Consider the following 25,884-nt stretch of genomic DNA (forward strand, 5'->3'; position numbering starts at 1 on the left):
CAAATGATAAAAAAGCAGTGCTCTACCTGATCTCCGCGCGAATGCGGCTCAGGCTCACCTGCGTAATCCCGAGGTAAGAAGCAATATGGCACAATGGCACACGGTGGAGCAGATCGGGCGTAGCAGACATTAAATCGAGATACCTTTGCTGGGCGGTTTTGAACTGCATGGAAATAAGCCGCTCTTCGGTCTTGATCAGCTCCTGGCCGATCAGTTTGCGCCCCCAGTTGGCAATATGAATATCGCTCGCAAAAAGCATTTCCAGGTCTTGTGCTTTCATCTGGTACAAGTCGCACGCTTCCAGGGTTTCGACATGCTCATAACCGGGTTGACCGGAAACGTAACTTTTCATTGAAATCACCACGTCGCCTTCCTTCCCGAACCAAAATGTAACATCCCCGCGATCGGCATCGGAATAGGCCCTCACAATGCCGCTTCGTATGAAATAGAGCGTTTTCTCCACCCTGCCTGACCGAATAAGCGTGTGCCCTTTCGGATAACGGGCCTCCGAAATGCAAGCCTTCAGGGCCGCCTTCGAAGCGGGCGGCAACGGGTGAAAATGTTCCAGGATTTCCTCTATTTCCATCGCATTAGCTTGACAATCTTCCGAGGGCTTCTTCCACCGAAGATACAAAATTGACCTGCCTTCCCTTGTTGCTTTCGAAAACAAAATCGCGCAGGCTTTTGCTGTCATAGCGCGCAAAATCACCTACAATGGCCAGCCGGACGCGGTAGGTAGTAAATTTTTGCAAAATTTCGCCGGCAATGCCCGTTTTCAGATCGAAGAAGTCAGGGGTGATATTTTGCTCATGCAAAATCATTTCACCGTAGCCCTGATAGTATAAATCTACCATCAATTGCAGGCCGTCGTCGGGAGTCTGAATAAGAATTTGGTCGGATGTTACTTCCGCAATCGCTGTTTCGTTGTGTTGATGGACTTGAATATTCATGGCAAAAAGCACCGCGTGGTTGGTTTACGGCGGCATGCTAAATTAGTCAAAAAGTGCTCCGCCGGGCACAAACAATGCTTGAACTTTTTCTACATTTTGAATTATTTATTCTAACCCCTCATTTCGCATCCGAGAATAAAAAGCACAAGTTGCAACGACTAACTCCGTAAGCCCATGGGCCGTTCCGCCAGCCATTATTTGCATCTATCAGTGTACAAGCAGGCATTAATTCAGACTTAGCGCCAGGTTGATCGACAGCTAAAAAGCTTCTCTCCCACTCTCTCAGCCGCTATTACGGTTCATCAATAAAACTATTTTTACAAATCCCGTCGAATAGTATTTTTACGATACCAGCAAGGCTAATTTCTAAAAAGAATGTACGGTTGTTTGGCATGAGTTTTATCATTAATATTCGAATACGCCTCCTGTTAATTAAGCATCCATGACCCCGGAAACTGCGCAACATCTTGCCATTTCAAACGACCGTATACCACTTTGCCGTACGGGCGCGGTACCCTTGAAAACGGGCCATCACGGAATGCCGGAACAGGTAGCGGAATTCTTCCGGGGGATTTTCAGCCAATCGGAATGGCCTGCCCGCTGGTACTGCGGTTCGTGGTCGGATTTCCATGGCTGGCTGTACATTATTTCCGATATCGTGATCTGGGCGGCCTATTTCCTGATCCCCGTTTTCCTGATCCGGCTCATTCTTAGCAGAAAGGATTTCCCGTTCCGGAAAACGATCTGGCTTTTCGTCGCATTCATCGCTTTCTGCGGTGCTACACACTTAATCGACGCATTGATTTTCTGGATTCCCGTATACCGGTTCAGTGCACTCGTCAGGTTCGCCACGGCGATCATCTCGATGACAACGGTTTATTACCTGTTCAAAATCTTCCCCAATGTGCTCTTGCTCCGGTCCGTCTCCGATCTGCAACGGGAAATAGACGAACGGACAGCCGTAGAAGAAAAACTGGCGGAAAGCGAGTTCCTGCTCACCGCTGCAAGCAATGTCGGCAAACTCGGCGGCTGGGAATACGACCCGGGCACGGGGCAGTTTCGCTGGACCGCCACTTGCGGCCATATCCTGGAAACCGACGAAGAGAATATCCACGACGAAACCGACCTGCTCCGCTTCTTCCCCGAGCCTTATCAGTTGATTATCCGTGCGGCGCTGCGCGAATCGATAGAAACCGGTAGTTCGTGGGACCATGAACTGCAACTCACTACTGGTACAGGCGCCCGGAAATGGGTGCGCTTTTCGGCCACACCATCGCTGAATGCCAGCGGGCAGGTCAGCAAGATCAGAGGCATTATCATGGACATTGACCGATACAAAACACTGGAACTTAAACTGGTCAAATCGATTGATCAGATGGCCCAAAAGAATAGCCAGCTCCAAAGCTTCACCCACATCCTCTCTCACAACCTGCGTAACCATTCCAGCAACATTGCCTTGCTTGCAGATTTTGTGGACGAGTCGACCCTTACCAAGGACAATGAGGAGCTTTTTCAGAAGATCAAAACAGTGTCCAAGCACCTGAACGGAACCCTCGACGACCTGTCACAGGTGATCAAGATCCGTGATAACCATCTGGAAGGCGAAAAATTGGATATCAGGCAAGTAACGGAGCAGGTGCTGGGTGTACTGGATGAAAGCCTGCACACCAGCCAGGCGGAAATCGGGATGGACTTCATGGAGAACGAGATCGTCTTCCCGCGCATTTACCTGGAAAGCATTCTGATGAACCTGATTTCCAATGGTATCAAATACAAAAAGGACGGTCAGCGTCCGGTGATCCAGCTTCGGTTCTACCGCAATGAAAAGGGACTCAAAGTACTGGAATACAGCGATCAAGGCAAAGGAATCGACCTATCCCTTCATGCCGACAAAATCTTTGGCCTGTATAAAACTTTCCACAAGCATGAAGATGCTCACGGAGTTGGCTTATTTTTGATAAAAAATCAGATAGAAGCCCAGGGCGGGAACATTCAGGTATTCAGTAAGGTCGACGCGGGTATTACATTTAAAATTATATTCAACGAAAATGCTTGAAATACTCTGTGTGGTAGACGACGACAAAATCTTCACTTACCTGCTGAAACGCATCATTGAAAAAGCCAAAATAGCCCGGGAAATCATCTTTTTTGAAAACGGCAGGGAAGCCATGGATTACCTGACGAGCCACAAGGAGGATGCGTTGAAACTCCCTCAACTGATACTGCTCGACATCAATATGCCTATCCTGGACGGCTGGCAGTTCCTGAACGAATACGGGAAGCTGAAACCGGATGTCCCTCAACCCATCTCGATTTGCATGATGAGCTCTTCCTCCGAGATGGAGGATTACGACCGGGCTATGGATTCGGGGTACGTCATGGATTACCTTCAGAAGCCTGTGCAAATACCATCCCTCAAAGACGTTACCGAGCGCGTGCTGTCATTTCTTGGTCAGAAATAACGCCAGACTCGCTATTTTTGCTTTGTAACCATATTCTGAATATACCCTGCCATTCCGTATCCTGATAGCGCCGCTGGACTGGGGACTGGGACACGCTACGCGCTGTATCCCTGTCATCCGGCATCTTATTGAAAAACAATGCGAGGTAACCATAGCGGCCTCAGGTGCTACTGCAGTGCTGCTAAAAAAGAATTTCCCCGATCTGCCACAACTCACGCTCCCGGGCTACAACATTACGTATAGCCGGAGCGGCGGCACTTTTGTACTGAAAATATTAGCCCAGATCCCGAAAATCCTGGGAGCAATCCGTCGGGAACGGCAATGGCTCCGCGAAGTACAAGCTACGTACCAGTTTGACCTCATCATATCCGACAATCGCTACGGATTGAAAATTGACGGGTTAAAATCAGTGATCCTGACCCACCAGTTACAGGTACTAACGGGCTTCGGCACGACAGCAGACTCACTGATGCGTCGGTTGCATTACCGTATACTCGAAAAATTCGATGAATGCTGGGTGGTGGACGAACCGGAAAACGGGGGCCTGGCCGGTGTGTTGTCGCACCCCCGGCAACTTCCTTCCAATTCCCGTTACATTGGACTGCTTTCCCAACTCCGCCAGCCGGATGCTTCGGCAGTGGGTTCGCATCACAATGTCCTCGTGTTACTTTCCGGCCCGGAACCCATGCGGAGTATTCTGGAAGAAAAGATCCTTCAACAGGCCGCGTCCGCTGTCGGTTATCATTTCCATGTCATTGCAGGCAATCCTTCCGGACAGTCGCGCGCGCATTTGCCCGCACATATTACATACACTGCCTACGCGAGCGCGCAGGAACTCACCGACGCGCTGGCTCGCGCCCGGCTCGTCATTTGCAGAAGCGGCTATTCGACATTAATGGACCTGGCAATGTTCGGCAAAAAAGCATTGCTAATTCCCACACCCGGGCAGTCGGAGCAGGAGTACCTGGCCGAACATTTGCAGGCGCAGGGTATCGCTTTTAGCAAACGTCAGGCGGAAATCAATTTGACCACCGACATGACCGAAGCATTGCGCTATAATGGGTTTTCAGCCGGCAGATTCGCAGGCAAATCAGGCGTCTTAGAAGCCGTGATTGATAAAGCATTACAACAGCTAAAAAGCGAAGCGGGGCACAATCAATGATGCCCCGCTTTACTTCTCCTAGTGGCTCTCCGCCGCCACCGAACCGGTATTCCGGTGTGCACGCATCACTTGCAACATTTGCAACACCACCGATAGGATGATCAGTGCAAGTCCGAGGTAAAACGACCAGCGGAGTTCCTTGTTTTCGTGATAGATCAGAATGGCGAGAATAATCGTATAAACCGGTTCCAGGTTCAGACTGAGGTTGACCGTGAACGCCGAAATGCGACGCAGCACCTGCGTTTGCAGCATGTAGAGGACAACGGTACAGAAAAACGCGAGCAGCAGCAGATAACCCAGGTCGGCCCAGGACGGAACGAGCGTCGCGACAGGGAAAAAGTAAAAGTACAGCGGCATGAGCGGGGTCAATGCAATGGCACCGCCGATCAATGCGTACACTGTGGCCGTTTCACTTTTGAACGAATGGGCAAGCCGCTCATTGTTGATTGTAAAAAGGGAGCCGAGCGCCGACGAAACCACCCCTAACGCAATGCCGATCCGATACCGCGAATCGAAACTGAAAATCAGTGCGATACCCAGCAATGTGAGCAGGCTCAACAACAACTCAGAAAGCACGAAACGTTTGCGATTGATCAACGGAGAGAAAATGGCCGTAAAAAAGCCAACCAGCGAGAAGCAAACCACCCCTACCGAAATGTTGGAATACTTAATGCTTCCGTAAAAGAAAATCCAGTGTAACCCGAGCAGCAGCCCGGTCAGTGAAGTACGGACGAAATCGCGGAAGGATATGCGTTCCAGGTTTTTGGTAGCCGCCAGGATCAGCAGCATCAGAATGCCTGCGAGCCAGATCCGGTACCACGACAGCAGACCTTCATTTACCGTAATGAGTTTTCCGAAGATACCGGTAAACCCGGCGAGAATGATCGCTATATGAAGCTTGATGAAAGCTTGTTTCATTGTATTGTCTGTTCAAAGGTGTTAATCATGAAATCGGGCGCAGTGAAAAACAGCGCAAACCGGTAAACCACAACCCTGCGAAAGGGCTAAGGCTCAACAACCTTCGTGAACAATGGTAACAGGGAATAACAAAACCGCTTCCCGAAGAAACAGGAAGTACCAAAATAGATTCCGGTCATTAAGCCGTTCAGGCTACCGGAGGAGGCGAAATGCAGAAAAGAAGTCTGTTCTCGGACATAAGATGGGTAATTGTCGTGCAAAAGTAGGTTGATTTGCCCGGAAGATCAACGTAACGCCGCCTTTTCATTTTTTTGGGCAAGAAATCATTGTACAATATTTTCATTTTTTTGACTTTATTTACCTTTGCAGCATTCATTTTAAAGCAAAATCTCAATACATCAGAAACATTCCCCCAATCAGAATGAAAAAACTTTTACAGATCTCAGCCGCATTGGCCATTACCCTTTGCGCTACTCAACGTTCATTTTCACAAGGCTGCGTAGCCATTCGCGGCACAGGTAATGCTTGCATGATCGCGCACGCCGACAGCAGTAACCACAGCCAGTGGGTGGTGAGTGCCAGCGGCCGCTACTTCAAATCATTCCGCCATTTTTCCGGCGCGACCGAAAACAAGGAACGGCTCGTCCAACACACCGAGGTGATTAACCACACGGCATCGGTCGATATCAATATCATGCGCATTCTGAACGATCGCTGGTCGTTGATGGTCGATCTCCCGGTTATTTCAAACACCCGTTCTTCGCTGTATGAACACGGGTTGGTCAACGGCGCCAACAAGTTCAACGAGCGGCACAGTATGCATTCGTTTGGTATCGGCGACCTGCGTATCGCAGCGTACCGTTGGCTTTTAGATCCTAAGAAGAGCTATCGTGGTAATATCCAGCTGGGTTTGGGCATTAAGCTGCCTACCGGCGATTACAACTACCAGGATTACTGGTACAACGTAGGCCCGAACGGTACAAAGGAACTTCGCCCTGTGGACCAGTCCATTCAATTGGGTGATGGCGGAACCGGTGTCACCGTGGAGCTGAACACGTTCTATAATATCTTTCACAACTTTGGTGTGTATGGCAATTTCTTTTACCTCGTGAACCCGCGCGAGCAGAATGGCGTACGCACGTACCGCGAAACGCTCTCGCCGCGCCTTGCCAACGAAGCTATTATGAGCGTACCCGACCAGTACATGGCGCGTGGTGGTTTCAGCTATTCGCTTAATCCGATTTTGAAAGGCTGGGCAGTCGCGGTGGGTGCTCGCCTGGAAGGTATCCCCGTGCACGACCTCATTGGCGGCAGCGGCGATTTCCGTCGTCCCGGTTACGTATGGAGTGTGGAACCGGGCATTACCTATTCGGGTGAGAAATTCAGCTTCTTCGCTACGGTGCCGGTCGCATTCGTCCGGAACCGCACCCAGAGTGTGACCGACAAAGAATACTCCGACAAAACCGGTGTTTTCACCCGCGGCGACGCTGCATTTGCGGATTACTCCATCAATGCAGGCGTTTCCTTCAAGTTTTAATTCGAAATAACAGAACCGAAAAAAAGCCAGGCCTGCATCGCAAGTCTGGCTTTTCTATTCAAAATCTTCATTAAATACCGCTGATCTGCACGCCGAGCAGTTTGTAAAACTCTTTCAAAATAGCCGGGTGACCGGGCCAGGCGGGCGAAGTAACGAGGTTACCGTCCACAACCGCCTGATCTGCGGGGATATTCTTCCAGGTTCCGCCAGCCAATTCGATATCGGGACCTACGGCTACATAAGCGGTAAGCGTACGCCCCTGCAATACTTTCGCGGCGGTAAGTATCTGTATCCCGTGGCAAATGGCAGCCACCGGCTTGTTAGCCTCGAAGAAATGGCGGGTAATTTCCAGCACACGCTTGTTAAGTCGTGTGTATTCGGGCGCGCGGCCACCCGCGATGTAGAGCCCGTCATAATCGGCCGGATTGATACCATCAAAATCGGCGGTGATCGCAAAACGGTGGCCTTGCGTTTCCTTGTAGGTCTGGTCGCCCACAAAATCATGCACGGCCGTTGGCACAGTGTCGCCCTTTTGGCGATCGGGAGCGAGCGTATCTACTTCAAACCCGACAGAAAGCAGGGCCTGGTAAGGCACCATAGCCTCATAGTCTTCCACATAATCCCCTGCCAGCAGCAAAATTTTCTTCGACATAATGGTTTAAGGTTAGTGATTAAAGAAGTTGTATTGTGCTTAAAGCTACATGAAAATCGGCCTCCTGGTTCCTCCGGAGGCCGATTTTCCTATTCATATTCTTTGAGTAACGTCCGGATATCGCGGATGAGCTCGTAGGTACCTTCGTCGGTGGTTCCGTCGTACATGCCGCGGATGTGGCGGTCTTTATCCAGCAGCACGAAATGCCCGCTGTGCAGGAATCCTCCCGGTGATTTGGCGTCCTCAGCCGCGGTGATGAGGTAATGCCGCTGTCCAATATTGTAAATCTCCTCACGATCGCCGGTCACAAATTGCCAGGTTGCATTGCTTACGCCCAGATCGTTGGCGTAGGTTTTCAGCACCGCGGGTGTGTCATGCTCCGGGTCGATGGTGTGGGAAAGAATGCGGACGGCCGGATTGTCCTTAACTTCATCATACACTTTCAGCATATTCTTTTTCATCACCGGGCAGATTGTCGGGCAGGTTGTAAAGAAGAAATCCGCGACATAGATTTTGTCTTTGAAATCCTGCTCGGAAACGACCCGGTTATCCTGATTAATGAATGAAAACGCCGGAATCGACGGATAATCCGTTTCTTCAACAGTTTTTCCCCCGACAGTTTTGATAACAGTTTGAGGTTCTCCCAGATAGGGCAATTTACGGTCTTCACAGGCAGCCAGCACAGCCGCTGCCAGCAAACCGACGATGATTCTTCGGGTATGCACGCGCATGATAAATTTTGAGGATAAAGAAATGGGAAATGACGGGCGGATGGCCCGGGGCCACGCCTTTCAAAAACTTAAAAAAGAGGATATTTAAACCAGCGGAGGATGAAAAATATCCGCGGCAACCGTGCGGGAAAGGAATGGAGAAATATAGTCGAATGCTACGATCAACGGCCGTTGAAAATATTCCGGTGATTTGAAAATGAATGGCTTACCGGTATCCATGGTCTGAAATAACAGATTAGCCATGAAAGTTTGCTCCGCGCGGCGCTCGTCCTGCTTTTTCGCATCGACAATCTTTTCGGCGAGGTAACATTGGCCCTCGCATACCACGATCGGATTATCGCGGTTTATGCAAAGATTGGCGATGATATACTCCTTCCGCAATTCATAATCCAGATACACCAAAGGGATAACCCATGCTTTGATAAGCATCAGGAACGTGAAGCCCAGGGTAATCCACTGTTTACCGGAAGTTTTCAAGGAATGAATGGAAGATAAAATGCACAAATGCAACGCAAAGCTAATGCCGAAGCCTGACATAACAAATCCCACACACCTCCTCCCCTTCCTCCATCCTCCTTTCTTCCCTAAAAAAATATTTTCGCTTTTATTTTGTACCAATCAGTAAAGTATTATATCTTTGTCATATCAAACAAAGCGAAAATGGCAGGCAGACCTAAAATATATGACGAAACAGCGATCCTGGACAAGGCGGTGGAAGTCTTTTGGGAGAAAGGATATGCCAACGCGACTGCCGACGACTTGCTCCATGCCATGGGAATCGGAAAAGGCAGTTTTTATTTCGCATTCAAAGGCGGCAAGGAAGAATTGTTCCGGAAGTCGATGGAACGGGTCGTCGAACTGAACTTCAAAGCGATCCGTGACGCGCTCACAACCTGCGCCGACCCGGTACAGTTTATCAGAGATTTCTTCCTGTCGCTTACCGGTAACGAGTCGCCGGTTGGTAACAAAGGCTGCTATTTCGGCAACGCATTGATACAAGTGTCGGCCGACGACTCCGGCCTGAAAATGATTGCAGCGAAGTACCTTCACTTGCTGGAAGAGATATTCACCGAAGCGGTTCAGAAAGGCAAAGACCTGGGGTTGCTTCAAACCGAGGAACCCGCAGACGCCCTGGGAACCTACCTGGTGAACCTCTGGAATGGCATCAACGTGACGCGCAGAATGGAACCGGACCAGCGTAAACTCGCTGAACTGGTCCGTATGAACCTGAAAATCCTGAATTAATTTTTTTACCTAATTTTGTACCAAATAGTACAGTTTATTTTCAAACCATTTTTCAATTTTAAACTCAAAAGATCATGAAACGCAAAGCAACAGCCGTATGGAATGGTGATATCAAAACAGGCGCCGGACATATCACAACAGGCAGTACCGTACTCAACCAAACGCAATACTCATTCAACAGCCGCTTCGCCGACGGCATCGGCACCAACCCTGAAGAGCTTCTTGCCGCGGCTCACGCGGGATGTTTTACGATGAAGCTAGACCTTGATCTCACCCAGGCAGGCTACACTGTCGACTCTTTGGAAACGCAATCGGTCGTCACATTGGATAACGGTAAAATCACCAAGTCCGAGCTCACGCTGCAAGCCAAAGTTCCCGGCATTTCAGAAGAAGAATTTCAGGTAATCGCCAAAGGCGCAGAAGAAACCTGTCCGGTAAGCCAGGCATTCAGCTTCGAAATCGTGTTGAACGCGACGCTACTTTAAGGAGATTATCATTAAGGAGTGGTTAACAACTGATTTTTAAACAGTTGCTAGTCGCTCCTTTTTTGCCGTTTGACAATTTTCCGTCACTCATACATATTATAAATACTACAATAATCGCCAAAAATTGAGGGGTTGCATGCCATTGCAATCATGTCTGAACCGTTTACTTTTGTAACAAGTACTAGCTAACTTGTCAACCACATCCAAACACACTAATCTATGCAATCCTCCATCACAACAACTAAAAAACAATGCAGCGGAGATGAATGGAGCTCCCTGGTTCCTTCGCTGATCTCAACTTCCATGGGCGGCGCCGTGATCGGCGGTAGCATTGCCAACATTTCCGGCGCTTTGGCAGGCGGCGCATTTGGGATTTTTATCGCCCTTTGCTCCGAATACAAAAGTGCCAGAACGTCAACCACCAAGAACTGAGTTTGACTTGGTCGATGTGCTGAATTCAGTTATCAGGGATGTTCTCGCTCCCAGGATCATCTTTGTTTTGGCCGGCTTTGGAAGCATTGCTTATCTCTTTACATTTTGGTTTCAAAACCGTTTCATTCAAACCAACCTTCCTGACCTGATCAGTACGGGGTTCCAGATTGTGTCCTTTACCAGTGGTTTTAAACTGGTTCTTCATGTGTTTATGGACTTGTGTAAACCTGAGGCCGTGATGGAGATGGACAAATTCTATACGGGCTACGGAGGTGCCGCGGTTCTGTGGATTTCAATTACTACTCTGAAAAAACGGTTCAGGAATCCGGACTACTGACGGAACCCGGGTTCTTCGATTCAATCTAATGCCAATTCGAACCAATGAAATCCGGTTTTTTGTTGCATAAGACAAAATGCGACAAACATGGATAACTTCTTCAAGAGCATAGCGTCGCCGACCGGGACGCTTACGCTGATTGCCAGCAGCAAGGGATTGAGGGCCGTGCTTTGGAACTATGATCCGCGTAAATCGAGTATAGACTGCGGCGTGGAAGATCCGGACCATCCGGCGCTGCTCGAAACGGAAAAGCAGTTGAATGAGTATTTTGCCAAACAGCGCAAAACTTTCTCACTTGAACTCGATTTTGTCGGCAGTGATTTTCAAATACAGGTGTGGGAAGCGTTGCTGACCATCCCATTCGGCGAAACGAGGACGTATGGTGATATCGCGCGACAGATCGGCAACCCCGATTCGGTCAGGGCCGTAGGCGGTGCAGCCAACAAGAACCCCATTCCGATTATAGCGCCTTGTCACCGGGTTGTAGGGGCCAATGGCAAGCTCGTAGGTTTTGGCGGCGGCCTTGAAAACAAAGCACTTCTGCTCGAACTGGAAGCGCCGTATCGCCAAACCAATTTGTTCGATTAAATCGTGTACAATATGGTAACCGATAGTTAACCTATTTACATTCGGGATTTATTCTTACCTTTGCAACATTATTCACCAACCAGAAACACCAGGTGTAGGAGATCATTTCTTTCAGGAAAATAAATGCACGCGGCCGTGATGGCGGCTGCTATTATTCATTCTCAAAAGAAATTTTCTATGCTTTTTCTTCAAGGTGTTACCTATGCACACCCCAATCGAGACGTGCTGTTTTCTGATATAAATCTTACTGTAAATAGGCAGGATAAAATCGCCCTCATTGGCAACAATGGCGCTGGGAAATCCACTTTACTCAGCATTCTGGCGGGAAGATTGAAACCTTCATCCGGAACGGCCGGAGCAGATTCGAAGCCCTATTTCGCTCCCCAGCTCTTTGGTCAGTACAATGCGCTGACGGTTGCCGAAGCACTGGGCATTCACGACAAGTTACTGGCACTCCGGGAGATCCTGGAAGGCCATTTAACGGACATTAACCTCGAACTATTGGACGACGACTGGGGTATTGAGGAGCGCTGCCAGGAGGCTTTCGCGCACTGGCAGCTTCACGGAATAGCGCTTTCCCAACCCATGTCCGAGTTGAGCGGCGGACAAAAAACAAAGGTATTCCTGGCGGGTATCATGGTTCATGAGCCGGATATCGTGCTGCTCGACGAACCCAGCAACCACCTCGACGCCCCTAGCCGGGCACTTTTGTACGACTATATCCGCTCAACGGCCAATACGCTGGTCGTTGTGAGCCACGACAGGACGTTACTGAACCTGCTCAATACGGTCTGCGAACTCGGCAGGCGGGGCATTACCATGTATGGTGGCAACTACGATTTTTACGCAGAGCAAAAGACCATCGAGCATGAGGCGCTAAACCTCGACGTAAAAGCAAAGGAGAAGGCGCTGCGCAAGGCCAAAGAAATCGAAAGAGAGTCGATGGAACGGCAACAAAAGCTGGATGCGCGCGGCAAAAAGAAACAGGAAAAGGCGGGGCTGCCTACGATCGTCCAGAATGTATTCCGCAACAGTGCGGAACGCAGCACGGCCCGGATGAAGGGGATTCACGCCGAAAAAGTGGGAGGAATTGCCCAGGAACTCAGCCATTTGCGTAGCGAATTACCTGCGCTCGATAAAATGAAAGTCGATTTTGATAATTCGTCATTGCACAAGGGCAAGGTACTTGTAACAGCTAGGCACGTCAATTTCGTCTATGGAGGCCAGCCGCTTTGGCACGAAAACCTCGATTTTCAGCTCACCAGCGGTGAGCGCATTGCGATCAAAGGAACCAATGGATCCGGAAAAACAACCCTGATACGTATGATCCTGGGTGACCTGCAACCTATGGCAAGCACCGGAGCGCCGGCTATTATGGAACGAGCTGACTTCAAGTCCATTTACATTGACCAGGATTACTCACTGATCAACAATGCATTGACGGTCTATGAACAGGCTCAGCAATTTAATTCCGGCGCATTACAAGAGCACGACATCAAAATCCGGCTCAACCGCTTCTTGTTTACCCGGGAATATTGGGATAAACCCTGTATAAATCTCAGCGGCGGAGAAAAAATGCGGCTCATGCTCTGCTCGTTGGCCGTTGCCACGCAAGCACCGGATATGATTATCCTCGACGAACCGACCAATAATCTCGACATTCAGAACATCGGCATACTCACGGCCGCAATCAACGAATACCGCGGAACACTACTTGTGGTGTCACATGACGCACATTTTCTGCGGGAGATTGCGGTGGAAAGGGAAATCCTGCTGAGCTAAGTAAGGTTAGCTCACTTTATCAAACTCCGGAGAATGCTGGTTCACCTCCATAATCCTTCATTCTCCGGCCACGTAGCCGCTTTGGGGATATTTGACGGCATAACGCAAGTTCAACTCCTTGCTTTCCCCCGCCGGTAAAGACAAAGTCCATGTCAGCTCGCCGGTATAGTCATCCAACTTGGCATCCGGCGCCGATTTATCGAACACCTCGATATCCTTGCTCCGCGCCAAAGGATACTGATCTTTGACCACGATTCGGGCGGGCGCCTTTTTGGTGTTTCGTAAAACAATACGGTACGTGCGATTTTCGGTCACATTATTGCCCAGAAACTGCCTCTTAGTGTAACTCTTGACCTGCTCACGATGCACAGACATCGATTTATCTACTCCAAATGAAAGACTGAGCGTATCCGACGCATTAGCCGGATCGAGGCGGGTTTTACCGACGTAGCTGTTTTCGAGGTACAGGTTTACGTCGCCCGGAAGCAAATTCAGGTTCGCCCATGACGGGAGATAGGCATTCAGGAAAACTTCTTGCCGCACTTTTGGAACAGCCAGGTATTCGTAGTAGCTGTCGGAAATTTGTTCTGTTTTCAAATCGGCAAAACCGACAATACCGTCAGATCCGCGAGCCCTGAAAGCCGGATACTCTCCTTATCCAGCGAACCGGACAGGCCTTTGAATATCAACTCATGTGTACTTTCATCCAATGTCACGGAAATGTCCCTCGTCACTTCCGCCCCGTTTCGGTAAATCGTGACCTGCCCGATGTTGCTGTTTACGACCTGTGTCTTTTGCGCAAGTCCCTGAAACGATAAAAAGGTTATGACAATGCTGAGGGAAAGGAGCCGCATGTTTGAATTCGATTAAGGTGAGTCGGGATTGTCTGAGGATAATGTTCAAAAAGTAATCAAAAAAAGTAAAATACGAATGCTTTAAGTAACTCTTGCTTAACCAAGGGCACTTCTCACTTACCCTGCATTCCCTTATCTTTAACCAAAAAATACAGCATGCTGGATATCGTAATCGAAGCCCGAAAGGCGGCAATCAGTGAATCGGTGGTGGTGAAACGGATACTTCCTTTTCGTCTCCGGAGGATGGTCGGGCCATTCATATTCATGGACCACGCAGGGCCGCTGGGTTCGGTTCCGGTCAACCCGTCGTTGATGGACGTGCTGCCACATCCCCATATCGGGCTGTCGACGGTGAGCTATCTGTTTGACGGGCAAGTTACGCATCGCGATAGTACGGGCGTTCAGCAGATCATCAAGCCCGGCGAAGTGAACTGGATGACGGCCGGCAGCGGGATCGCGCATTCGGAGCGTTTCGAAGATCCTGCGGCACTTGCGGGCGGGCTGGAAATGATCCAGACGTGGGTGGCATTACCCGAAAAGGATGAAGAATCTGTCCCGAATTTCAGGAACTATACGAAAAGCGAACTACCGGTATTCACTGACAAAGGCGTATGGATGCGGCTCATTGCCGGCAATGCATTTGGAGTATCCAACGGCGTTGAAACACTTTCTCCGCTGTTCTACCTGCATGTCGTTTTAGAGACGGGGGCAACTTTTCGGATTCCGGACGGGTATTCCGAAAGGGCTATTTACGTAGTGAAAGGTTCGGTCCAGGTCAGCGGACATTTTTACCAGCCCGGACAGATGCTGGTTTTCAACAAGAATGCGGAGCCGGTCATCAAAGCCCGGGAAAATACGACACTGATGTTACTGGGTGGTGAGCCGCTTGGCGAACGTTTTATTTGGTGGAACTTTGTTTCGTCCAGAAAGGAACGTATCGAGCAGGCCAAGGAGGATTGGAAACAGGGGCGCATTCAGTTGCCCCCTGCCGACGATCACGAATTTATCCCCCTGCCCGAAGACTATTCCCGGCCAGCCGGCGCCCCTCCCCGACCAGAACCGCTTTCCTGAGATCAACACAGAACACCATTATGCCAATTTCCTGATGCGATGAAACATCAGGAAATTGGCAAAGCATTATACCTGCGCTTTTTCAACCAGCGAGCCTCGACGGCGGAACGCCAAACATCTTTTTGAATGCAAATGAGAAATGCGAAAGGTCTTCAAAGCCGATTTCGAGATACACATCAGAGGCTGTTCGCCCCTTTTCTTTGATCAGGTAATGTGCCTCCTGCAATCTTCGTTGTTGTAGCCAGCGGCTGGGCGATGTGTGAAATATGTGTTCAAAATCGCGTTTGAATGTCGCCAGGCTCCTTCCTGTCAGATAAGCAAAGCGGTTTATTTGCACATTAAAATGGAAGTTTTTATTCATGAACGCTTCCAGATCGATCTTGCCCGGCTCGCTGAAATCGAACAGGATATCTTTCATTACAGTCGACGAGCGCAAAAGTATCATAATGGCTTCTCGCAGTTTCAAGGCCTGCAAATCTGCATCGATCAGTTGGTCGTCCTCACTATAAGGCATCAGCGAGTCCATAAATCCCTTCAACAGTCCCCCTCCCTTCAATGCGATAACTGACTCCGCCTCCTGGCCAGGTGCAGGATCGGCCTGGTACCCGTGCTCCATGGCGAAACTTCGCAGCGTTTCCTGGTCCAGGTAAACCGAAACAGATTTGAAGACACCATCCGCAGGTGGTTGTTTGATGAATTTCAGGAGTTGATTTCGCCGGATAAACCGGTAGTCGCCTGGTTTGAAAATATATTCCTTTTCACCGTTGTTGATCGTGAGCGACCCGGAAATTTGGTAACTGAACACGTGCTCGGGCGCAAACTGCTCCCCCTCGCGATTCCGTGTGAAATAGCAGGAATACGCGATGGGAGATTTCGGTTTGTTGGATTTCAGATCGATCATGAACAAAGTTAGCTATCAGGCGTTCTTTTTGATACCGGTGTACCATTTACCCATCGAAGTTTCCAGAAAATCCTCCGATTCATGGTGGTCGGTCGAAATGCTGACGTGCTCCCAGGCTTCCATCTCTGCCTTCCGGGCCTCGTCGGCACTTTTCAATATACCGATTGCTTCACTACCCAGTATGAGGTGGACAGGCGGTGCGGGATGTACAGCCAAAGCCACCAGCACATCGGCAGCCCTTTCAGGATCGCCCACCGGCACGAATTTTCCGGATTTGAAATAATCGGTACGCTGGTTGACCATCTCATAGCCTTCAATCTCGCGGGCGTAAGTCATCGACGCCCCGGCCCAGTCCGTACGGAAGCCCCCCGGCTCGACACTGGTAACATGAATGCCCAGTGGCGCTACTTCTTTGGCCAGCGCTTCGGTAAATCCGCCCAGACCAAACTTGGCCGCCTGGTACATGGTAAGACCCGCATTCCCTACACGTCCTCCAATCGAGCTGATCTGCAAAATACGGCCGCTTCCCTGTTTACGCATATAGGGCAATACGGCGCGAGTAATTTCAATCGGCGCGTAAAGATTCGTTTCCAGCTGGCTGCGGACCTGCTCTTCGGTGTAAGCTTCCGCGGCGCCAATGATACCGAAGCCAGCATTGTTCACCAGCACATCGATACGTCCGAAATGTGAAACGGCGTCGGCTACCACGCGATAAACCTGCTCGTAATCCGTCACATCCAGTGAAATAGGATAAATCTGATCGCCATATTGTGCAACCAGTTCATCCAGTTGCGCGGTATTCCGTGCTGTGGCAACCAATTTATCTCCGCTTTTCAAAACTGCTTCTGCCAGGTTGCGTCCCAATCCGCGGGAGCTGCCTGTGATAAACCATACTTTTGTCATTGTCTTTGTGTTTTTAGTACAATGCAAAAGTAGGCCACAGCCCAGGCCCCGGCTTTGTTGAAAAGCTCAGAGTTACTTTGTTAAAAAGCTCACCGCTTCAATACATAAAAGAATATCTCCGTCCGGATCTCAAAACCCAGCGATTCGTACACGCCAATCGCGCGCGCGTTATCAGCCTTTACATGCAGGAAAGGCTGTTCTCCATTCTGCTGAATGCGGTTTACCTGCCGGAGCAGCAAATGCTTCGCGTACCCCTTGCCCAGGTGATCGGGATGGGTACAAACGGCGCTGATCTCCGCGTAACCTTCCGGGTGCATCCGCTGGCCGGCCATTGCCACCAGCTTGCCATCATCAAAAATTCCTTCATAATGCCCGAAACGAATGGTTTCTTCCGAGAATGGACCCGGAGCGGTAAGGCTGGTTAGGGCCAACATCTCAGGAACATGCTCCATAGTGAGTGGAATAGTCGCCGGCCCCTCAGATCCCGGATATGCCTGACCGCGGTAAAGCATCTGATAGCCGGGAACGGCAGCCAAAAGTTGCCACGGACCAGGTATTTCCACGTTTTCGTTACTGACAAATATCACGTTGTTATCGAAGGGAATGGCGCCATGTAGCGCCGGCAGCCCTTCCAACGCGGGGCCTTCCACCGCCACGAACGGAGAAACTTCCGGCCGGAAATATGCTGAACCTTTCTGTACGTTCCCAAGCACACGATTGTGTGTGCGCAGTGCGTACCAGGCCGGGTTGTCGAGGATTTGTTTCATTTCAGATAATCAATACGTTGGAGGATCGCCATCGGCTACCGGTTTCATCAGTCAACAACGGCCGCACCCGCTTTGTTGCACTTTGAGGAATAAAACAAAAAAGTGGCTGCCATGAAAAAGCAGCCACTTTTGCCAAAACACACGAAAACACTATTCGAAACAGAAGGCCGCAAAGCCACTTCATGCTAGTCAATAACGGGCTGTCGGCCCGTATTTTGCATATGCAAAATTGATATTACAAATATCGGGAAAGCGCGGTCCACTAGCCCGCACGATCTGTCCGAAGGTTAGGACAATCTGAACATCCTCACGACCTGGTTCATCCGCTAATGAGCGCCGGCACGGAACTCCTCCGGCGTGAGTCCGGTCTGTTTTTTGAAGAAGCGGGCAAAATAGGATTGATCGCTAAATCCTAACCCATAGGCAATTTCCTTTACCGAGTGCTGTCGGTGGTACAATTCCCGCTTCGCCTCGATAAGCATGAGGCGGTAGAGCAGTTTGCTCACGGTCGTTTTCATTTTTTCCCGGAGCAGCTCATTCACTCTCTTGGGCGTAAGCCCGATTTCCCGGGCATAGAATGCCGCCGACTTTTCCTGCCGGTAATGCATTTGCATCAATTGAAACAACCTTACCAACCGGTGGTCCTCAGCCCCGGCAACCCTGTGATTCCGTTTTCCAAAACGATAAAGGTGAGTGAGATAGGCCGTTGTATATTTCAGAAGCAATGTCAAATCGGCGGCACCGGCGCATTCGAGGAGTATGAGGTCAAAAAGGTGCGTCAATGGCGCCTGCATTTCGGCGGGAATGGCGAACGCCTCGTTTTCGAAAGGGAGGAATAGCTGGCGTAAATGCGGCTCGTCGATCCGGTCGAAAACATCATGTGCAAACACGATCGTGCGTGCGCGCGGGAGTCTGACCGCAGGAATCGAATGCACCTGGTTCGGCGCCAGCAGAAACACTTCGTTGGCCTTTACCGGAAACGATTCGAAGTCGATATGGTGCGTGCCGCCCGTCTCCAAAAACCAGACAATGGCAAAAAAACTGATACGATGGCTCTGTGCATGATCGCCCAATGCCAGTCCGCTATCCGACGCTAAAAAGCGTGACGGCGGTAGTTCGTGCAATGGAAAATCGGTGTGTTGCGCCATGAGCTATGAGTCATAAACTCCTGTTGAATGGAACGCGCCAAGGATACCCGCGACGCGTTCCACAAATCTACATACCAAAACTGCACTACCAGTTTTTATATCAGGATTGTTCTACATGACATCGTGCTGTGCGTGGTATCTAACTGTATAAAATCTTTGTTAACACCGGCTTTTGAGACGCCGTTGAGCCGTGCCACTGTGATTCTGGCCAACTGGAGTTTTGGCTGGGGTAGTGCTTGCGTTTTCATCGGGTTGGTTATCATTTAAAAGTTATCACTCCCCGAAATAAGACAGCAAAAACATTCTTTTTAAACTTTTTATACCAACCTAAATGAACGTTCGACCAAAGTGCGAATCCTTTCGTGCAAGGCTATTGTACCGGTATTTGTAGGGAAACCTTAAACTCGCTCTTAGTTTCAAACTTTTCAAATTTATACCGTCGTGGAAAATAAATCGCCAACCGTTTTTCCAGGTTAACCAGCCCGATGCCGCCGCTTCCCGACTTGTTTTTCAGCGGCTGCGATGGCTTGCTGTTGGTGATCTCAAAAGTTAACGTACCGGCTAGCACAGTGATTTGGATATCAACAAATGAATCGTGCCGGGTCGAATGAACGCCGTGTTTAAACGCATTTTCAACTAAAGTGATCAGTGAAACAGTCGGAACGCGTTGCGTTTCTTTAATTTCCCCGTATTGCTCCACATTAATCTGACAGCGATGGTTACTGCGTATCGATTCCAATTCGACATACAGGTTCATATATTCGAGTTCTGTTTCCAGCTTGGTAAACTCGTCGTCCATCTTGTACAACGATAATCTCAGAATCTCGGAAACTTTCTGTAGGTATTCCGCAGCGTCTTCCGAAACGGGTAAAACTTTGGCGTAGGCGGCATTTAGTACATTAAAAACAAAGTGCGGATTTATCTGAGACTTCAATGCTTTCAATTCCATATTACGGGCGTCATCCTGGATTTTCTGCCTCATAAATCGCTCATTAGCAGCATATTTTGCCGTTTTCAAAGCGGCAGGCAATATAAAGAACTGCACATCGGAAATGTCATTACCAAATACCAACCACGCAGCGGGATCTCGGAAATTGAAGGGTACAAGATACATACTGGCATACATTCTATACCTTTCTGTCATGTTTTCCAATCCAAAAAAATGGTCTACGGCCGAATACAATGCAAACGAAAACACGTGATTGATCGCCAACGCGAAAATGAAAAGAACAAGAAAAAGGAAGAAGCCTTTTAGGTAATCACGAAGCAAATAAAAGAACCCGACGCATAGATAGTACTCTGGAATTACTTTCATGAAATAGCCAAAGCTCGCAATGGATACGGTTGGATCTGCATTCTTCTTTAAGATTGTCGGCAACGCATAGGAGTAATGCAGCAAAATAAACAAGACCCAAAACAGAACATGATAGGAGATTCTTAACTTTTGCGTCCGGGGAAACAGCAGCCTTTCTATCAATGATCCCCTCTTTGTAATATCGTTATTCATTCAGTGGGCTTATCTTTCTGTCAATTGGCGGAGTACTTCGTCGCGCGTAGGCGACACGGCTATCGACACTTTCATGCCGTTCAGCATGGTAACCATATTTCCTTCAATCATTTTGATCATGTTGCGGTTGACAATGTAGGACCTGTGTGTCCTCACGAATGTGGGCGAGGGCAGGCGGGTCGTCATGGCTGCCATGGAAGCTAATGTCACCAGCACCCCGTCGGTATAATATACTTTCACATAGTCCTTCAAACCTTCCACAAAATAAATGTCCTTGAACCATACACAGTACATTTTGCGGTCGGCGCGGATCCACATGTATTCTTCCTGCACCGTCTCGGGCCGCTGTTCAGAAGGTTGCGGAGTGGGCAACTGCTGGTGATCAGCCGGCTCATTAGCGCCCGTATCCGGGACTCGTGCCCTTTCATTGGCCAGATGACTATCGCCGATCAGCCTTCTGACCTTGGTGACAGCTTTTAAAAACCGGTCGAAGCCGACGGGTTTCAGCAAAAAAGCGGTAACATCGAATGTAAAACCATCTACTGCATACTCGGGATAGGCGGTGGTCATGATCACGTGCGCATCCGGAGCATGAACGATATTCAGCAGATCAAGTCCCGACAACTCCGGCATATTTACATCCAGAAACAGGATATCCGGCTTCACTTCCGGGATCATTTCCAGCGCCTCCAATGCATTATAGCAACTTCCTGCGTAGGTCAACCAACTGAGTTTCGAAATCAGAAATTTAAGGACTTCATGAGCCGGTTCCTCATCATCCACAATGAGGCAACTAATTTTCCCTGTCATACTTAAACCGCGTCCGGGTAGTAACTTTTGAATTTACTGCCCGTGCAAAGCAAATTCCGCTAAGCACAAACAAATGTCAAATGTGCCACTTTTTCCCTTCTTGCCAACTTAGACTCGTAATATTTTTTCAAATAATGATACACAACTAACTCATGTTCACGCTGTTGAGAAACAAAAAGCCTGTTCAGAAACATATGCACAAAGCTACTGGCGAAATTACCCCGTGAAATTTCACTCCGCGGCAAAACAATCCCGAGCGAAGCCCTGATGCGGGCGGACCGTTTTTCGAGCAACGTAACGATGTCGTCGATCCCGTTCTGAGCGTCATGTCCCGAATCCAGAAAACGCCTGATCTCTTCGGTATGCTGGCGGTATTTGTTGTTTAGCTGGACATTCAGGTGGGTATCTCCCCGAAATTCCCGGAAAAAGCGTTCCTGTAACTGCCCGGCAAACACTTTTTTATCTTCCAATGTAAAACCCAGGTCGTCCAGAAGCATATCCACTCCCTTCAACCCCGACAACCACCGGAAATGCTCACCGTCGTCGCCCGACAGCCTATTCAGAAGGTCTGCCGTCGCGACACTATCGGCAAAAAATATGGATTCGATTTCTTCGAATGCCTGATGCCCGTAGCGTTCCAACTCCCGCTTATAGGTATCGACCTGTATTTTATGGACGGTTCCATTGCTCAGGTACGGCTCCATCAGTACATGCAGTTCCGCCAGGACTGTCTGCCAGAACGACTTGTCCTTACCATGAAAAAATCGCAAGCGGATGTGGTTATCGGGGTCTCCGTAACGGATGAAAAACCATTTTTCAATGGCGCTTTCCGCAATAAGGCGATCGGCAAACGGTTTAATGACCGACGTCAGCAGGCGATCGGCGGTCCGGGTCCCGGCGTAGATTTTGACATATAACCATTCACTGCCAGCCATAAACTCGCGCCTCACGAGAGGCTCCGTTATTCGCGGTTGTTCCCAAACACGCGCGGGCACTGGTGACTCCTTTTTATTCAAAAATGGCAGCAAAACCTCATTCACGTAGGTTTCCCCCGGTTTGCCGAGAAAACCACTCTGTATATGCTCGGGAAATTCTGTCAAAGTGACTTTGTCAAACTTCCTGATCGAATCACAAATCACCTCCACCGCAAAATCGGAATCCCCGTCGATCAGCAATTCGCTATCCCCTTGTCGAAGCTGAACAAAACGAGGAATGTCAAAGGCATTTCTAATCACACGCCATTCCCTGGCTGTCAGGGCTTCGCTCCCTGTAAGACTTCTCACCACTTTTTTATCGATATTCCAGGTTGCCCGGCTTAGTATCCAATGCTTGTATTCGACGCGTGGCAGAAACGTATGGGAAGCAAGATAACCCCATTCCCAACCCAGGTAGTGGTAATCGTGCTGGTAGGTGAGTTCGCAGAGAAACCGGTACACCGGCAACCCATCGGAGAAGTTATGAGCATTGGTAAGTCTCGGAAAAACGCGTTTGTTCAACCTTTTTGACCGCAATATCACCTCCCCGGAAACCGATATCGACACCATCAGGTCTTCCGGAAGAATCTGGTTTTCGCGCGGCATGGAGGAGCCCGAGAGGTATGGGATTTCAAATTCACGCAGATGCGGCCGCATGAGCACATTCCCTATGCGTGCCTCGGGCAGGTGGGCAATCTCCGCATAAACTCCTTCTTCATGCAATGCTTCCTCCTCCGCCACTGCATTCTTTACCCGTACGGATAGCTGTTCGTTCCCATGGCAAAAGCGCCCGATCAGTTTCAGGCCCGACGGCCCTCCCATCGCTTTGAATGCGAATTGGAAATTTCCATTATCGATATCCGCCTGCGAGCCAGCAATGAGATTTCCGAAGAGGTAAAAGCTGTCCGGTGTCTGGCCCGCGTCCCCGACCGTCTTTCGAAATTCATCCAGGATACTGTCAGTGAGGCAAATGCGATGACTATTTTCCGCAATGGATTGCCGATATAACCTCTCCCTGAGTTCCATTGTGGCAGAAATATCGGTTTCCCCGGGCCGGGGCGGCTCCGGCCATTGCATTTCGTCCAGCAACGGGAGATTGTCCGCCCTGCCCGCCATGGCATCGCCATAACCGATCCCGGTTTCACAATCCAGTACTTCCAGCAGCGGCATTTCGCGTTGCTCATACCTTGCCAGAAATCTTTTTTTGAACTGATCCATCTCCGGCAGCCGGTTCCGGAAGCCCAGGCACTCGAGACTTTGATATTCTTTTGCTAATACCGTAACTGCCTTCTCGTTGATCGTACAGGATTGGGTTTGCAGAAAAAGATCCGTCTGCACCAGGTCCTTGCTCCCGGTCGTGACGAAATGCTCCGCCAATACCGACTCCACTTCCCGGTATTTGTCCACACCCTGTTCGCCCGATTGGAGCAGGCCGGCGATTCTGTTCAACTGCTGCAAATCCTGCCGTGCTCCTTCTATTCCGCGCAGCTTGTCGATAATTGTAAAAAAGAATTCTTTACCAGTGACCGTAGCTGCCAGCTCGGAAACGAGAATTTGGGCACTGATGATCGCATCGACAAACTGCTCCGCCTCCGCCCGGCTTACCTCTTCGGATACAATGCAATCTGCGATCTGCCACGCGGTAGTACCTTCTCGGGCTGTGGCGATAACCTTGTCCAGATAAGCATTACGGTCTACCGACGCCAGCACATAAAGCCGCTTCTTGTTGCTCAATGCGCTTTCGACATAGCGGTAAGCATCGCCGATCGGGTAGAGACTTGTGTTGGGAAAGAACTTCACGTTGTTACGAATGGTGCTTTTTTGCAAAAGTCCGTCTGCGAGTTCGGCTACGTAGTTCATATCCAGCCGCACATGTTTTCGAAATGGTTCGGCCTCGTCGAATGCAATGCATGTTTTCTGAGCCAGCTCGCCCGTCGCGCACCCGGCGAAGAGGCCGTAGGGAGTACTGCGGGACGTCATCCTGACAAGATACTTATATAGCGTTTTCAGCAACTTGTCCACGCCGGTTTTGACCTTGCCTTCGATCAGACCCGTGAACGAATGATACAGTTCCGGCGAGGCCACGTAGAGGGCCTCCAACATCGACGATTGCGAGAAAAAACGGATCAGCTCCCGCTCGAACAGCTCCGGGCGGTTGCCCACCCGCTCATTGAATGCATAAAGGACGTCCAATGGCAACCTGGGACGTCTCAGCACGAAGAATCCTTGGGATACAATAGACATATAACAGGAAGAGTTTACAATCTCTGGCTGAAACTAATCACCCGAACTAACTGAAAACAAACTATTTATGCGAACAACAGCGTTTCATCGACAAAGCGAACCATACGCCCGACGGTCATTTCCGCCTGCTGTTTCACAGTTCGTCGAATTAGATACAAGGTTGGTCTAAAAAGTTCTGCTCCCACTCCCGGTTGTCGTCACATTTGTATATAAAAACCAACCGGTACCATGACGACATCAACAGGAATATCGGGGCTTTCGGCTATGATCGCCGCTGCCAAAATCGATGAGATCTATGAAGTTGTAAGTACACATAAAAAACAGCTGAGCAGTTTCGGTTTTACCCGGGGATACCTCGGCGTTTCTGTTTTCACTTATTTATATGCAGTGCATTCGGGCAAAAAACAATACCTCGACGCTGCGCGGGATGCATTCGACCATGCCTGCGACCTCGTAGACAGCGATCCGCTGAAAGCCTATCCGCAGGACTTTGCCAGTTTGGGTGCGGTGGCGCAATACCTCTGTCAGGTCAGCGTGCTGGACCTCGACCCCAATGTTTTCCTAAGCGACATAGATGCTGTTTTGCTCAAAAAAATGCGTTCCGAGTTATATATCGGGAACCTGGGTGGCTTTGAAAGCGGTGCACTCGGCTACGGCATTTATTTCCTTCAAAGGAGCTATTACAACAGAGCGTTCGCCCAACCGGTTATCGATGAACTAGTCCAGGGCATTGTACGCTACGCGATACCTACGGGCGAAGGTTGCTACTGGCAATCGGGATTGAACGGGCACCATACCAGGCCTGCCGTGTTCTCCCCAATCGAAAGTACAGCTATACTTCTTTTTCTGGCCCGGGCCATCGATATGGGCCTCTGCCCTGCCGATTTCCTGGAAGGGATCGTTGGTGAGGCGGTTACTTATCTGGAAAATCAGCAGACTGACGCGAATGCCGAAACCGGTTATGCATTATTACGCACCGGTGCGGCATTCGGCAATCCGTCCTGGACACGGGCAGGATTGGAAATGCTGAGAAAATACGCCAAATGCCGGCAGGAGCACCTGAGTGCTACCAGGGATGCCGGAATACAATACGGGGCCGCCGGCATCGCATTATTGTTCGATCGCGTTGCCCGGCTCACCTACGACCAAACGCTTGAAAACGCTGCCGGATTCTGGTACAGGCAAATTCTCCGGTTCGATATTCACCCTGATGGATTTGCGGGTTACAAAACGCCCGAAAACTCCTGGAATATGCAAAAAAACCTGGCATTCGGGGAGGGCATCGCAGGCATCGGCAGCGCATTGGTGAAAGCGCTGCACCCTGAAAAAGTCAACTTCGATGACCTTATCTGGCATTTCTGATATAACGCTTCTTCAACATTACTTAAAAAAATAGCCCCCGGGAAATTCCCTGGGGCTATTTG

The 25,884-nt window shown here is 49.7% G+C and carries 27 protein-coding genes; 11 read left to right on the forward strand and 16 right to left on the reverse strand.

The annotated features are described in order from the left end of the window. Positions 1–22: 22 nt before the first annotated feature. Positions 23–586, reverse strand: coding sequence for a Crp/Fnr family transcriptional regulator (locus J7619_RS26360; protein WP_291206073.1), 564 nt, complete (start codon positions 584–586; stop codon positions 23–25). A 4-nt stretch (positions 587–590) separates the two neighbouring features. Then, positions 591–950: a DUF4180 domain-containing protein gene (locus J7619_RS26365; protein ID WP_291206076.1), complete on the reverse strand. Its 360-nt coding sequence runs from the start codon at positions 948–950 to the stop codon at positions 591–593. Between the two features lie 442 nt (positions 951–1,392). Between J7619_RS26365 and J7619_RS26370 the strand changes: the two genes are divergently transcribed. The 3 genes from J7619_RS26370 to J7619_RS26380 all read left to right on the forward strand — a co-directional run bounded on the left by J7619_RS26370 (position 1,393) and on the right by J7619_RS26380 (position 4,574). Further along, positions 1,393–3,006, forward strand: coding sequence for an ATP-binding protein (locus J7619_RS26370; RefSeq protein ID WP_291206079.1), 1,614 nt, complete (start codon positions 1,393–1,395; stop codon positions 3,004–3,006). Further along, positions 2,999–3,412: a response regulator gene (locus tag J7619_RS26375; RefSeq protein WP_291206082.1), complete on the forward strand. Its 414-nt coding sequence runs from the start codon at positions 2,999–3,001 to the stop codon at positions 3,410–3,412. The genes J7619_RS26370 and J7619_RS26375 overlap by 8 nt, the downstream gene beginning before the upstream one ends. 175 nt (positions 3,413–3,587) lie before the next feature. Then, entirely contained in the window at positions 3,588–4,574 is a 987-nt protein-coding gene (locus J7619_RS26380; RefSeq protein WP_291206085.1) for a glycosyltransferase, read from the forward strand. A gap of 18 nt (positions 4,575–4,592) precedes the next feature. On the opposite strand, the gene J7619_RS26385 is transcribed toward J7619_RS26380, so the two are convergent. Continuing rightward, entirely contained in the window at positions 4,593–5,492 is a 900-nt protein-coding gene (locus tag J7619_RS26385; protein WP_291206088.1) for a DMT family transporter, read from the reverse strand. 421 nt (positions 5,493–5,913) lie between these two features. Between J7619_RS26385 and J7619_RS26390 the strand changes: the two genes are divergently transcribed. Beyond that, the gene (locus J7619_RS26390; protein ID WP_291206091.1) at positions 5,914–7,029 is read left to right on the forward strand and encodes a hypothetical protein; all 1,116 of its coding nucleotides are present in this window, start codon (positions 5,914–5,916) and stop codon (positions 7,027–7,029) included. A gap of 70 nt (positions 7,030–7,099) precedes the next feature. Here J7619_RS26390 and J7619_RS26395 read toward each other — a convergent pair whose 3' ends face one another. From J7619_RS26395 to J7619_RS26405, 3 genes are all read right to left on the reverse strand, one after another. Continuing rightward, a complete protein-coding gene (locus J7619_RS26395; RefSeq protein WP_291206094.1) occupies positions 7,100–7,681 on the reverse strand; it encodes a DJ-1/PfpI family protein in 582 nt (193 codons plus the stop codon). Between the two features lie 89 nt (positions 7,682–7,770). Next, on the reverse strand, positions 7,771–8,412 hold the full coding sequence (locus J7619_RS26400; RefSeq protein ID WP_291206096.1) for an SCO family protein: 642 nt from the start codon (positions 8,410–8,412) through the stop codon (positions 7,771–7,773). An 84-nt stretch (positions 8,413–8,496) separates the two neighbouring features. Next, a complete protein-coding gene (locus J7619_RS26405; protein ID WP_291206099.1) occupies positions 8,497–8,889 on the reverse strand; it encodes a hypothetical protein in 393 nt (130 codons plus the stop codon). 183 nt (positions 8,890–9,072) lie between these two features. Here J7619_RS26405 and J7619_RS26410 point away from each other — a divergent pair, with 183 nt between their 5' ends. The 3 genes from J7619_RS26410 to J7619_RS26420 all read left to right on the forward strand — a co-directional run bounded on the left by J7619_RS26410 (position 9,073) and on the right by J7619_RS26420 (position 10,574). Further along, the gene (locus tag J7619_RS26410) at positions 9,073–9,657 is read left to right on the forward strand and encodes a TetR/AcrR family transcriptional regulator (RefSeq protein ID WP_291206102.1); all 585 of its coding nucleotides are present in this window, start codon (positions 9,073–9,075) and stop codon (positions 9,655–9,657) included. A 74-nt stretch (positions 9,658–9,731) separates the two neighbouring features. After that, positions 9,732–10,142 carry an OsmC family protein gene (locus J7619_RS26415; protein WP_291206105.1) on the forward strand — a complete coding sequence of 137 codons (411 nt, stop codon included), beginning with the start codon at positions 9,732–9,734 and terminating at the stop codon, positions 10,140–10,142. Positions 10,143–10,361: 219 nt separating this feature from the next. Next, entirely contained in the window at positions 10,362–10,574 is a 213-nt protein-coding gene (locus tag J7619_RS26420) for a hypothetical protein (protein ID WP_291206108.1), read from the forward strand. A gap of 25 nt (positions 10,575–10,599) precedes the next feature. On the opposite strand, the gene J7619_RS26425 is transcribed toward J7619_RS26420, so the two are convergent. Then, positions 10,600–10,779, reverse strand: a complete 180-nt coding sequence (locus J7619_RS26425; RefSeq protein WP_291206111.1) for a hypothetical protein — start codon at positions 10,777–10,779, stop codon at positions 10,600–10,602. Between the two features lie 219 nt (positions 10,780–10,998). On the opposite strand from J7619_RS26425, the gene J7619_RS26430 reads away from it, so the two are divergent. Next, entirely contained in the window at positions 10,999–11,499 is a 501-nt protein-coding gene (locus J7619_RS26430; RefSeq protein ID WP_291206114.1) for a methylated-DNA--[protein]-cysteine S-methyltransferase, read from the forward strand. A 177-nt stretch (positions 11,500–11,676) separates the two neighbouring features. After that, positions 11,677–13,281 (forward strand): ABC-F family ATP-binding cassette domain-containing protein, encoded by a 1,605-nt coding sequence (locus J7619_RS26435; protein ID WP_291206124.1) that lies wholly within the window; start codon positions 11,677–11,679, stop codon positions 13,279–13,281. A gap of 57 nt (positions 13,282–13,338) precedes the next feature. On the opposite strand, the gene J7619_RS26440 is transcribed toward J7619_RS26435, so the two are convergent. Continuing rightward, positions 13,339–13,878, reverse strand: coding sequence for a DUF4139 domain-containing protein (locus J7619_RS26440; protein ID WP_291206126.1), 540 nt, complete (start codon positions 13,876–13,878; stop codon positions 13,339–13,341). Next, entirely contained in the window at positions 13,875–14,135 is a 261-nt protein-coding gene (locus J7619_RS26445; protein WP_291206128.1) for a DUF4140 domain-containing protein, read from the reverse strand. The genes J7619_RS26440 and J7619_RS26445 overlap by 4 nt, the downstream gene beginning before the upstream one ends. 156 nt (positions 14,136–14,291) lie before the next feature. Between J7619_RS26445 and J7619_RS26450 the strand changes: the two genes are divergently transcribed. Beyond that, complete coding sequence (locus tag J7619_RS26450) at positions 14,292–15,206, forward strand: pirin family protein (RefSeq protein WP_291206130.1); 915 nt, start codon at positions 14,292–14,294, stop codon at positions 15,204–15,206. Positions 15,207–15,288: 82 nt separating this feature from the next. Here J7619_RS26450 and J7619_RS26455 read toward each other — a convergent pair whose 3' ends face one another. From J7619_RS26455 to J7619_RS26485, 7 genes are all read right to left on the reverse strand, one after another. Beyond that, the gene (locus J7619_RS26455) at positions 15,289–16,107 is read right to left on the reverse strand and encodes an AraC family transcriptional regulator (protein WP_291206132.1); all 819 of its coding nucleotides are present in this window, start codon (positions 16,105–16,107) and stop codon (positions 15,289–15,291) included. A gap of 15 nt (positions 16,108–16,122) precedes the next feature. Then, entirely contained in the window at positions 16,123–17,010 is an 888-nt protein-coding gene (locus J7619_RS26460; RefSeq protein WP_291206134.1) for an oxidoreductase, read from the reverse strand. 89 nt (positions 17,011–17,099) lie between these two features. Beyond that, complete coding sequence (locus tag J7619_RS26465; protein ID WP_291206136.1) at positions 17,100–17,777, reverse strand: GNAT family N-acetyltransferase; 678 nt, start codon at positions 17,775–17,777, stop codon at positions 17,100–17,102. A gap of 326 nt (positions 17,778–18,103) precedes the next feature. After that, positions 18,104–18,925, reverse strand: a complete 822-nt coding sequence (locus tag J7619_RS26470; RefSeq protein WP_291206138.1) for a helix-turn-helix domain-containing protein — start codon at positions 18,923–18,925, stop codon at positions 18,104–18,106. 370 nt (positions 18,926–19,295) lie between these two features. Further along, positions 19,296–20,069 (reverse strand): sensor histidine kinase, encoded by a 774-nt coding sequence (locus tag J7619_RS26475; RefSeq protein ID WP_291206323.1) that lies wholly within the window; start codon positions 20,067–20,069, stop codon positions 19,296–19,298. Between the two features lie 372 nt (positions 20,070–20,441). Next, positions 20,442–21,242 carry a LytTR family DNA-binding domain-containing protein gene (locus J7619_RS26480; RefSeq protein ID WP_291206140.1) on the reverse strand — a complete coding sequence of 267 codons (801 nt, stop codon included), beginning with the start codon at positions 21,240–21,242 and terminating at the stop codon, positions 20,442–20,444. A gap of 59 nt (positions 21,243–21,301) precedes the next feature. Next, entirely contained in the window at positions 21,302–24,460 is a 3,159-nt protein-coding gene (locus tag J7619_RS26485; RefSeq protein ID WP_291206142.1) for a lantibiotic dehydratase, read from the reverse strand. Between the two features lie 228 nt (positions 24,461–24,688). Here J7619_RS26485 and J7619_RS26490 point away from each other — a divergent pair, with 228 nt between their 5' ends. Then, positions 24,689–25,822 (forward strand): hypothetical protein, encoded by a 1,134-nt coding sequence (locus tag J7619_RS26490; protein WP_291206144.1) that lies wholly within the window; start codon positions 24,689–24,691, stop codon positions 25,820–25,822. Positions 25,823–25,884: the final 62 nt, after the last annotated feature.

The sequence above is a fragment of the Dyadobacter sp. genome (genome assembly GCF_017744695.1).
Lineage (GTDB): Bacteria > Bacteroidota > Bacteroidia > Cytophagales > Spirosomataceae > Dyadobacter.

Bases quoted from the DNA above. Each gene is read 5' to 3' on its own strand.
- J7619_RS26420 (WP_291206108.1), top strand. From the start codon at position 10,362: ATGCAATCCTCCATCACAACAACTAAAAAACAATGCAGCGGAGATGAA.
- J7619_RS26390 (WP_291206091.1), top strand. From the start codon at position 5,914: ATGAAAAAACTTTTACAGATCTCAGCCGCATTGGCCATTACCCTTTGC.
- J7619_RS26385 (WP_291206088.1), bottom strand. From the start codon at position 5,492: ATGAAACAAGCTTTCATCAAGCTTCATATAGCGATCATTCTCGCCGGG.
- J7619_RS26430 (WP_291206114.1), top strand. From the start codon at position 10,999: ATGGATAACTTCTTCAAGAGCATAGCGTCGCCGACCGGGACGCTTACG.
- J7619_RS26425 (WP_291206111.1), bottom strand. From the start codon at position 10,779: ATGAAGAACCAGTTTAAAACCACTGGTAAAGGACACAATCTGGAACCC.
- J7619_RS26465 (WP_291206136.1), bottom strand. From the start codon at position 17,777: ATGAAACAAATCCTCGACAACCCGGCCTGGTACGCACTGCGCACACAC.
- J7619_RS26435 (WP_291206124.1), top strand. From the start codon at position 11,677: ATGCTTTTTCTTCAAGGTGTTACCTATGCACACCCCAATCGAGACGTG.
- J7619_RS26475 (WP_291206323.1), bottom strand. From the start codon at position 20,069: ATGACAGAAAGGTATAGAATGTATGCCAGTATGTATCTTGTACCCTTC.
- J7619_RS26370 (WP_291206079.1), top strand. From the start codon at position 1,393: ATGACCCCGGAAACTGCGCAACATCTTGCCATTTCAAACGACCGTATA.
- J7619_RS26470 (WP_291206138.1), bottom strand. From the start codon at position 18,925: ATGGCGCAACACACCGATTTTCCATTGCACGAACTACCGCCGTCACGC.
- J7619_RS26460 (WP_291206134.1), bottom strand. From the start codon at position 17,010: ATGACAAAAGTATGGTTTATCACAGGCAGCTCCCGCGGATTGGGACGC.
- J7619_RS26395 (WP_291206094.1), bottom strand. From the start codon at position 7,681: ATGTCGAAGAAAATTTTGCTGCTGGCAGGGGATTATGTGGAAGACTAT.
- J7619_RS26365 (WP_291206076.1), bottom strand. From the start codon at position 950: ATGAATATTCAAGTCCATCAACACAACGAAACAGCGATTGCGGAAGTA.
- J7619_RS26485 (WP_291206142.1), bottom strand. From the start codon at position 24,460: ATGTCTATTGTATCCCAAGGATTCTTCGTGCTGAGACGTCCCAGGTTG.
- J7619_RS26480 (WP_291206140.1), bottom strand. From the start codon at position 21,242: ATGACAGGGAAAATTAGTTGCCTCATTGTGGATGATGAGGAACCGGCT.
- J7619_RS26360 (WP_291206073.1), bottom strand. From the start codon at position 586: ATGGAAATAGAGGAAATCCTGGAACATTTTCACCCGTTGCCGCCCGCT.
- J7619_RS26490 (WP_291206144.1), top strand. From the start codon at position 24,689: ATGACGACATCAACAGGAATATCGGGGCTTTCGGCTATGATCGCCGCT.
- J7619_RS26400 (WP_291206096.1), bottom strand. From the start codon at position 8,412: ATGCGCGTGCATACCCGAAGAATCATCGTCGGTTTGCTGGCAGCGGCT.
- J7619_RS26375 (WP_291206082.1), top strand. From the start codon at position 2,999: ATGCTTGAAATACTCTGTGTGGTAGACGACGACAAAATCTTCACTTAC.
- J7619_RS26410 (WP_291206102.1), top strand. From the start codon at position 9,073: ATGGCAGGCAGACCTAAAATATATGACGAAACAGCGATCCTGGACAAG.
- J7619_RS26455 (WP_291206132.1), bottom strand. From the start codon at position 16,107: ATGATCGATCTGAAATCCAACAAACCGAAATCTCCCATCGCGTATTCC.
- J7619_RS26415 (WP_291206105.1), top strand. From the start codon at position 9,732: ATGAAACGCAAAGCAACAGCCGTATGGAATGGTGATATCAAAACAGGC.
- J7619_RS26445 (WP_291206128.1), bottom strand. From the start codon at position 14,135: ATGCGGCTCCTTTCCCTCAGCATTGTCATAACCTTTTTATCGTTTCAG.
- J7619_RS26450 (WP_291206130.1), top strand. From the start codon at position 14,292: ATGCTGGATATCGTAATCGAAGCCCGAAAGGCGGCAATCAGTGAATCG.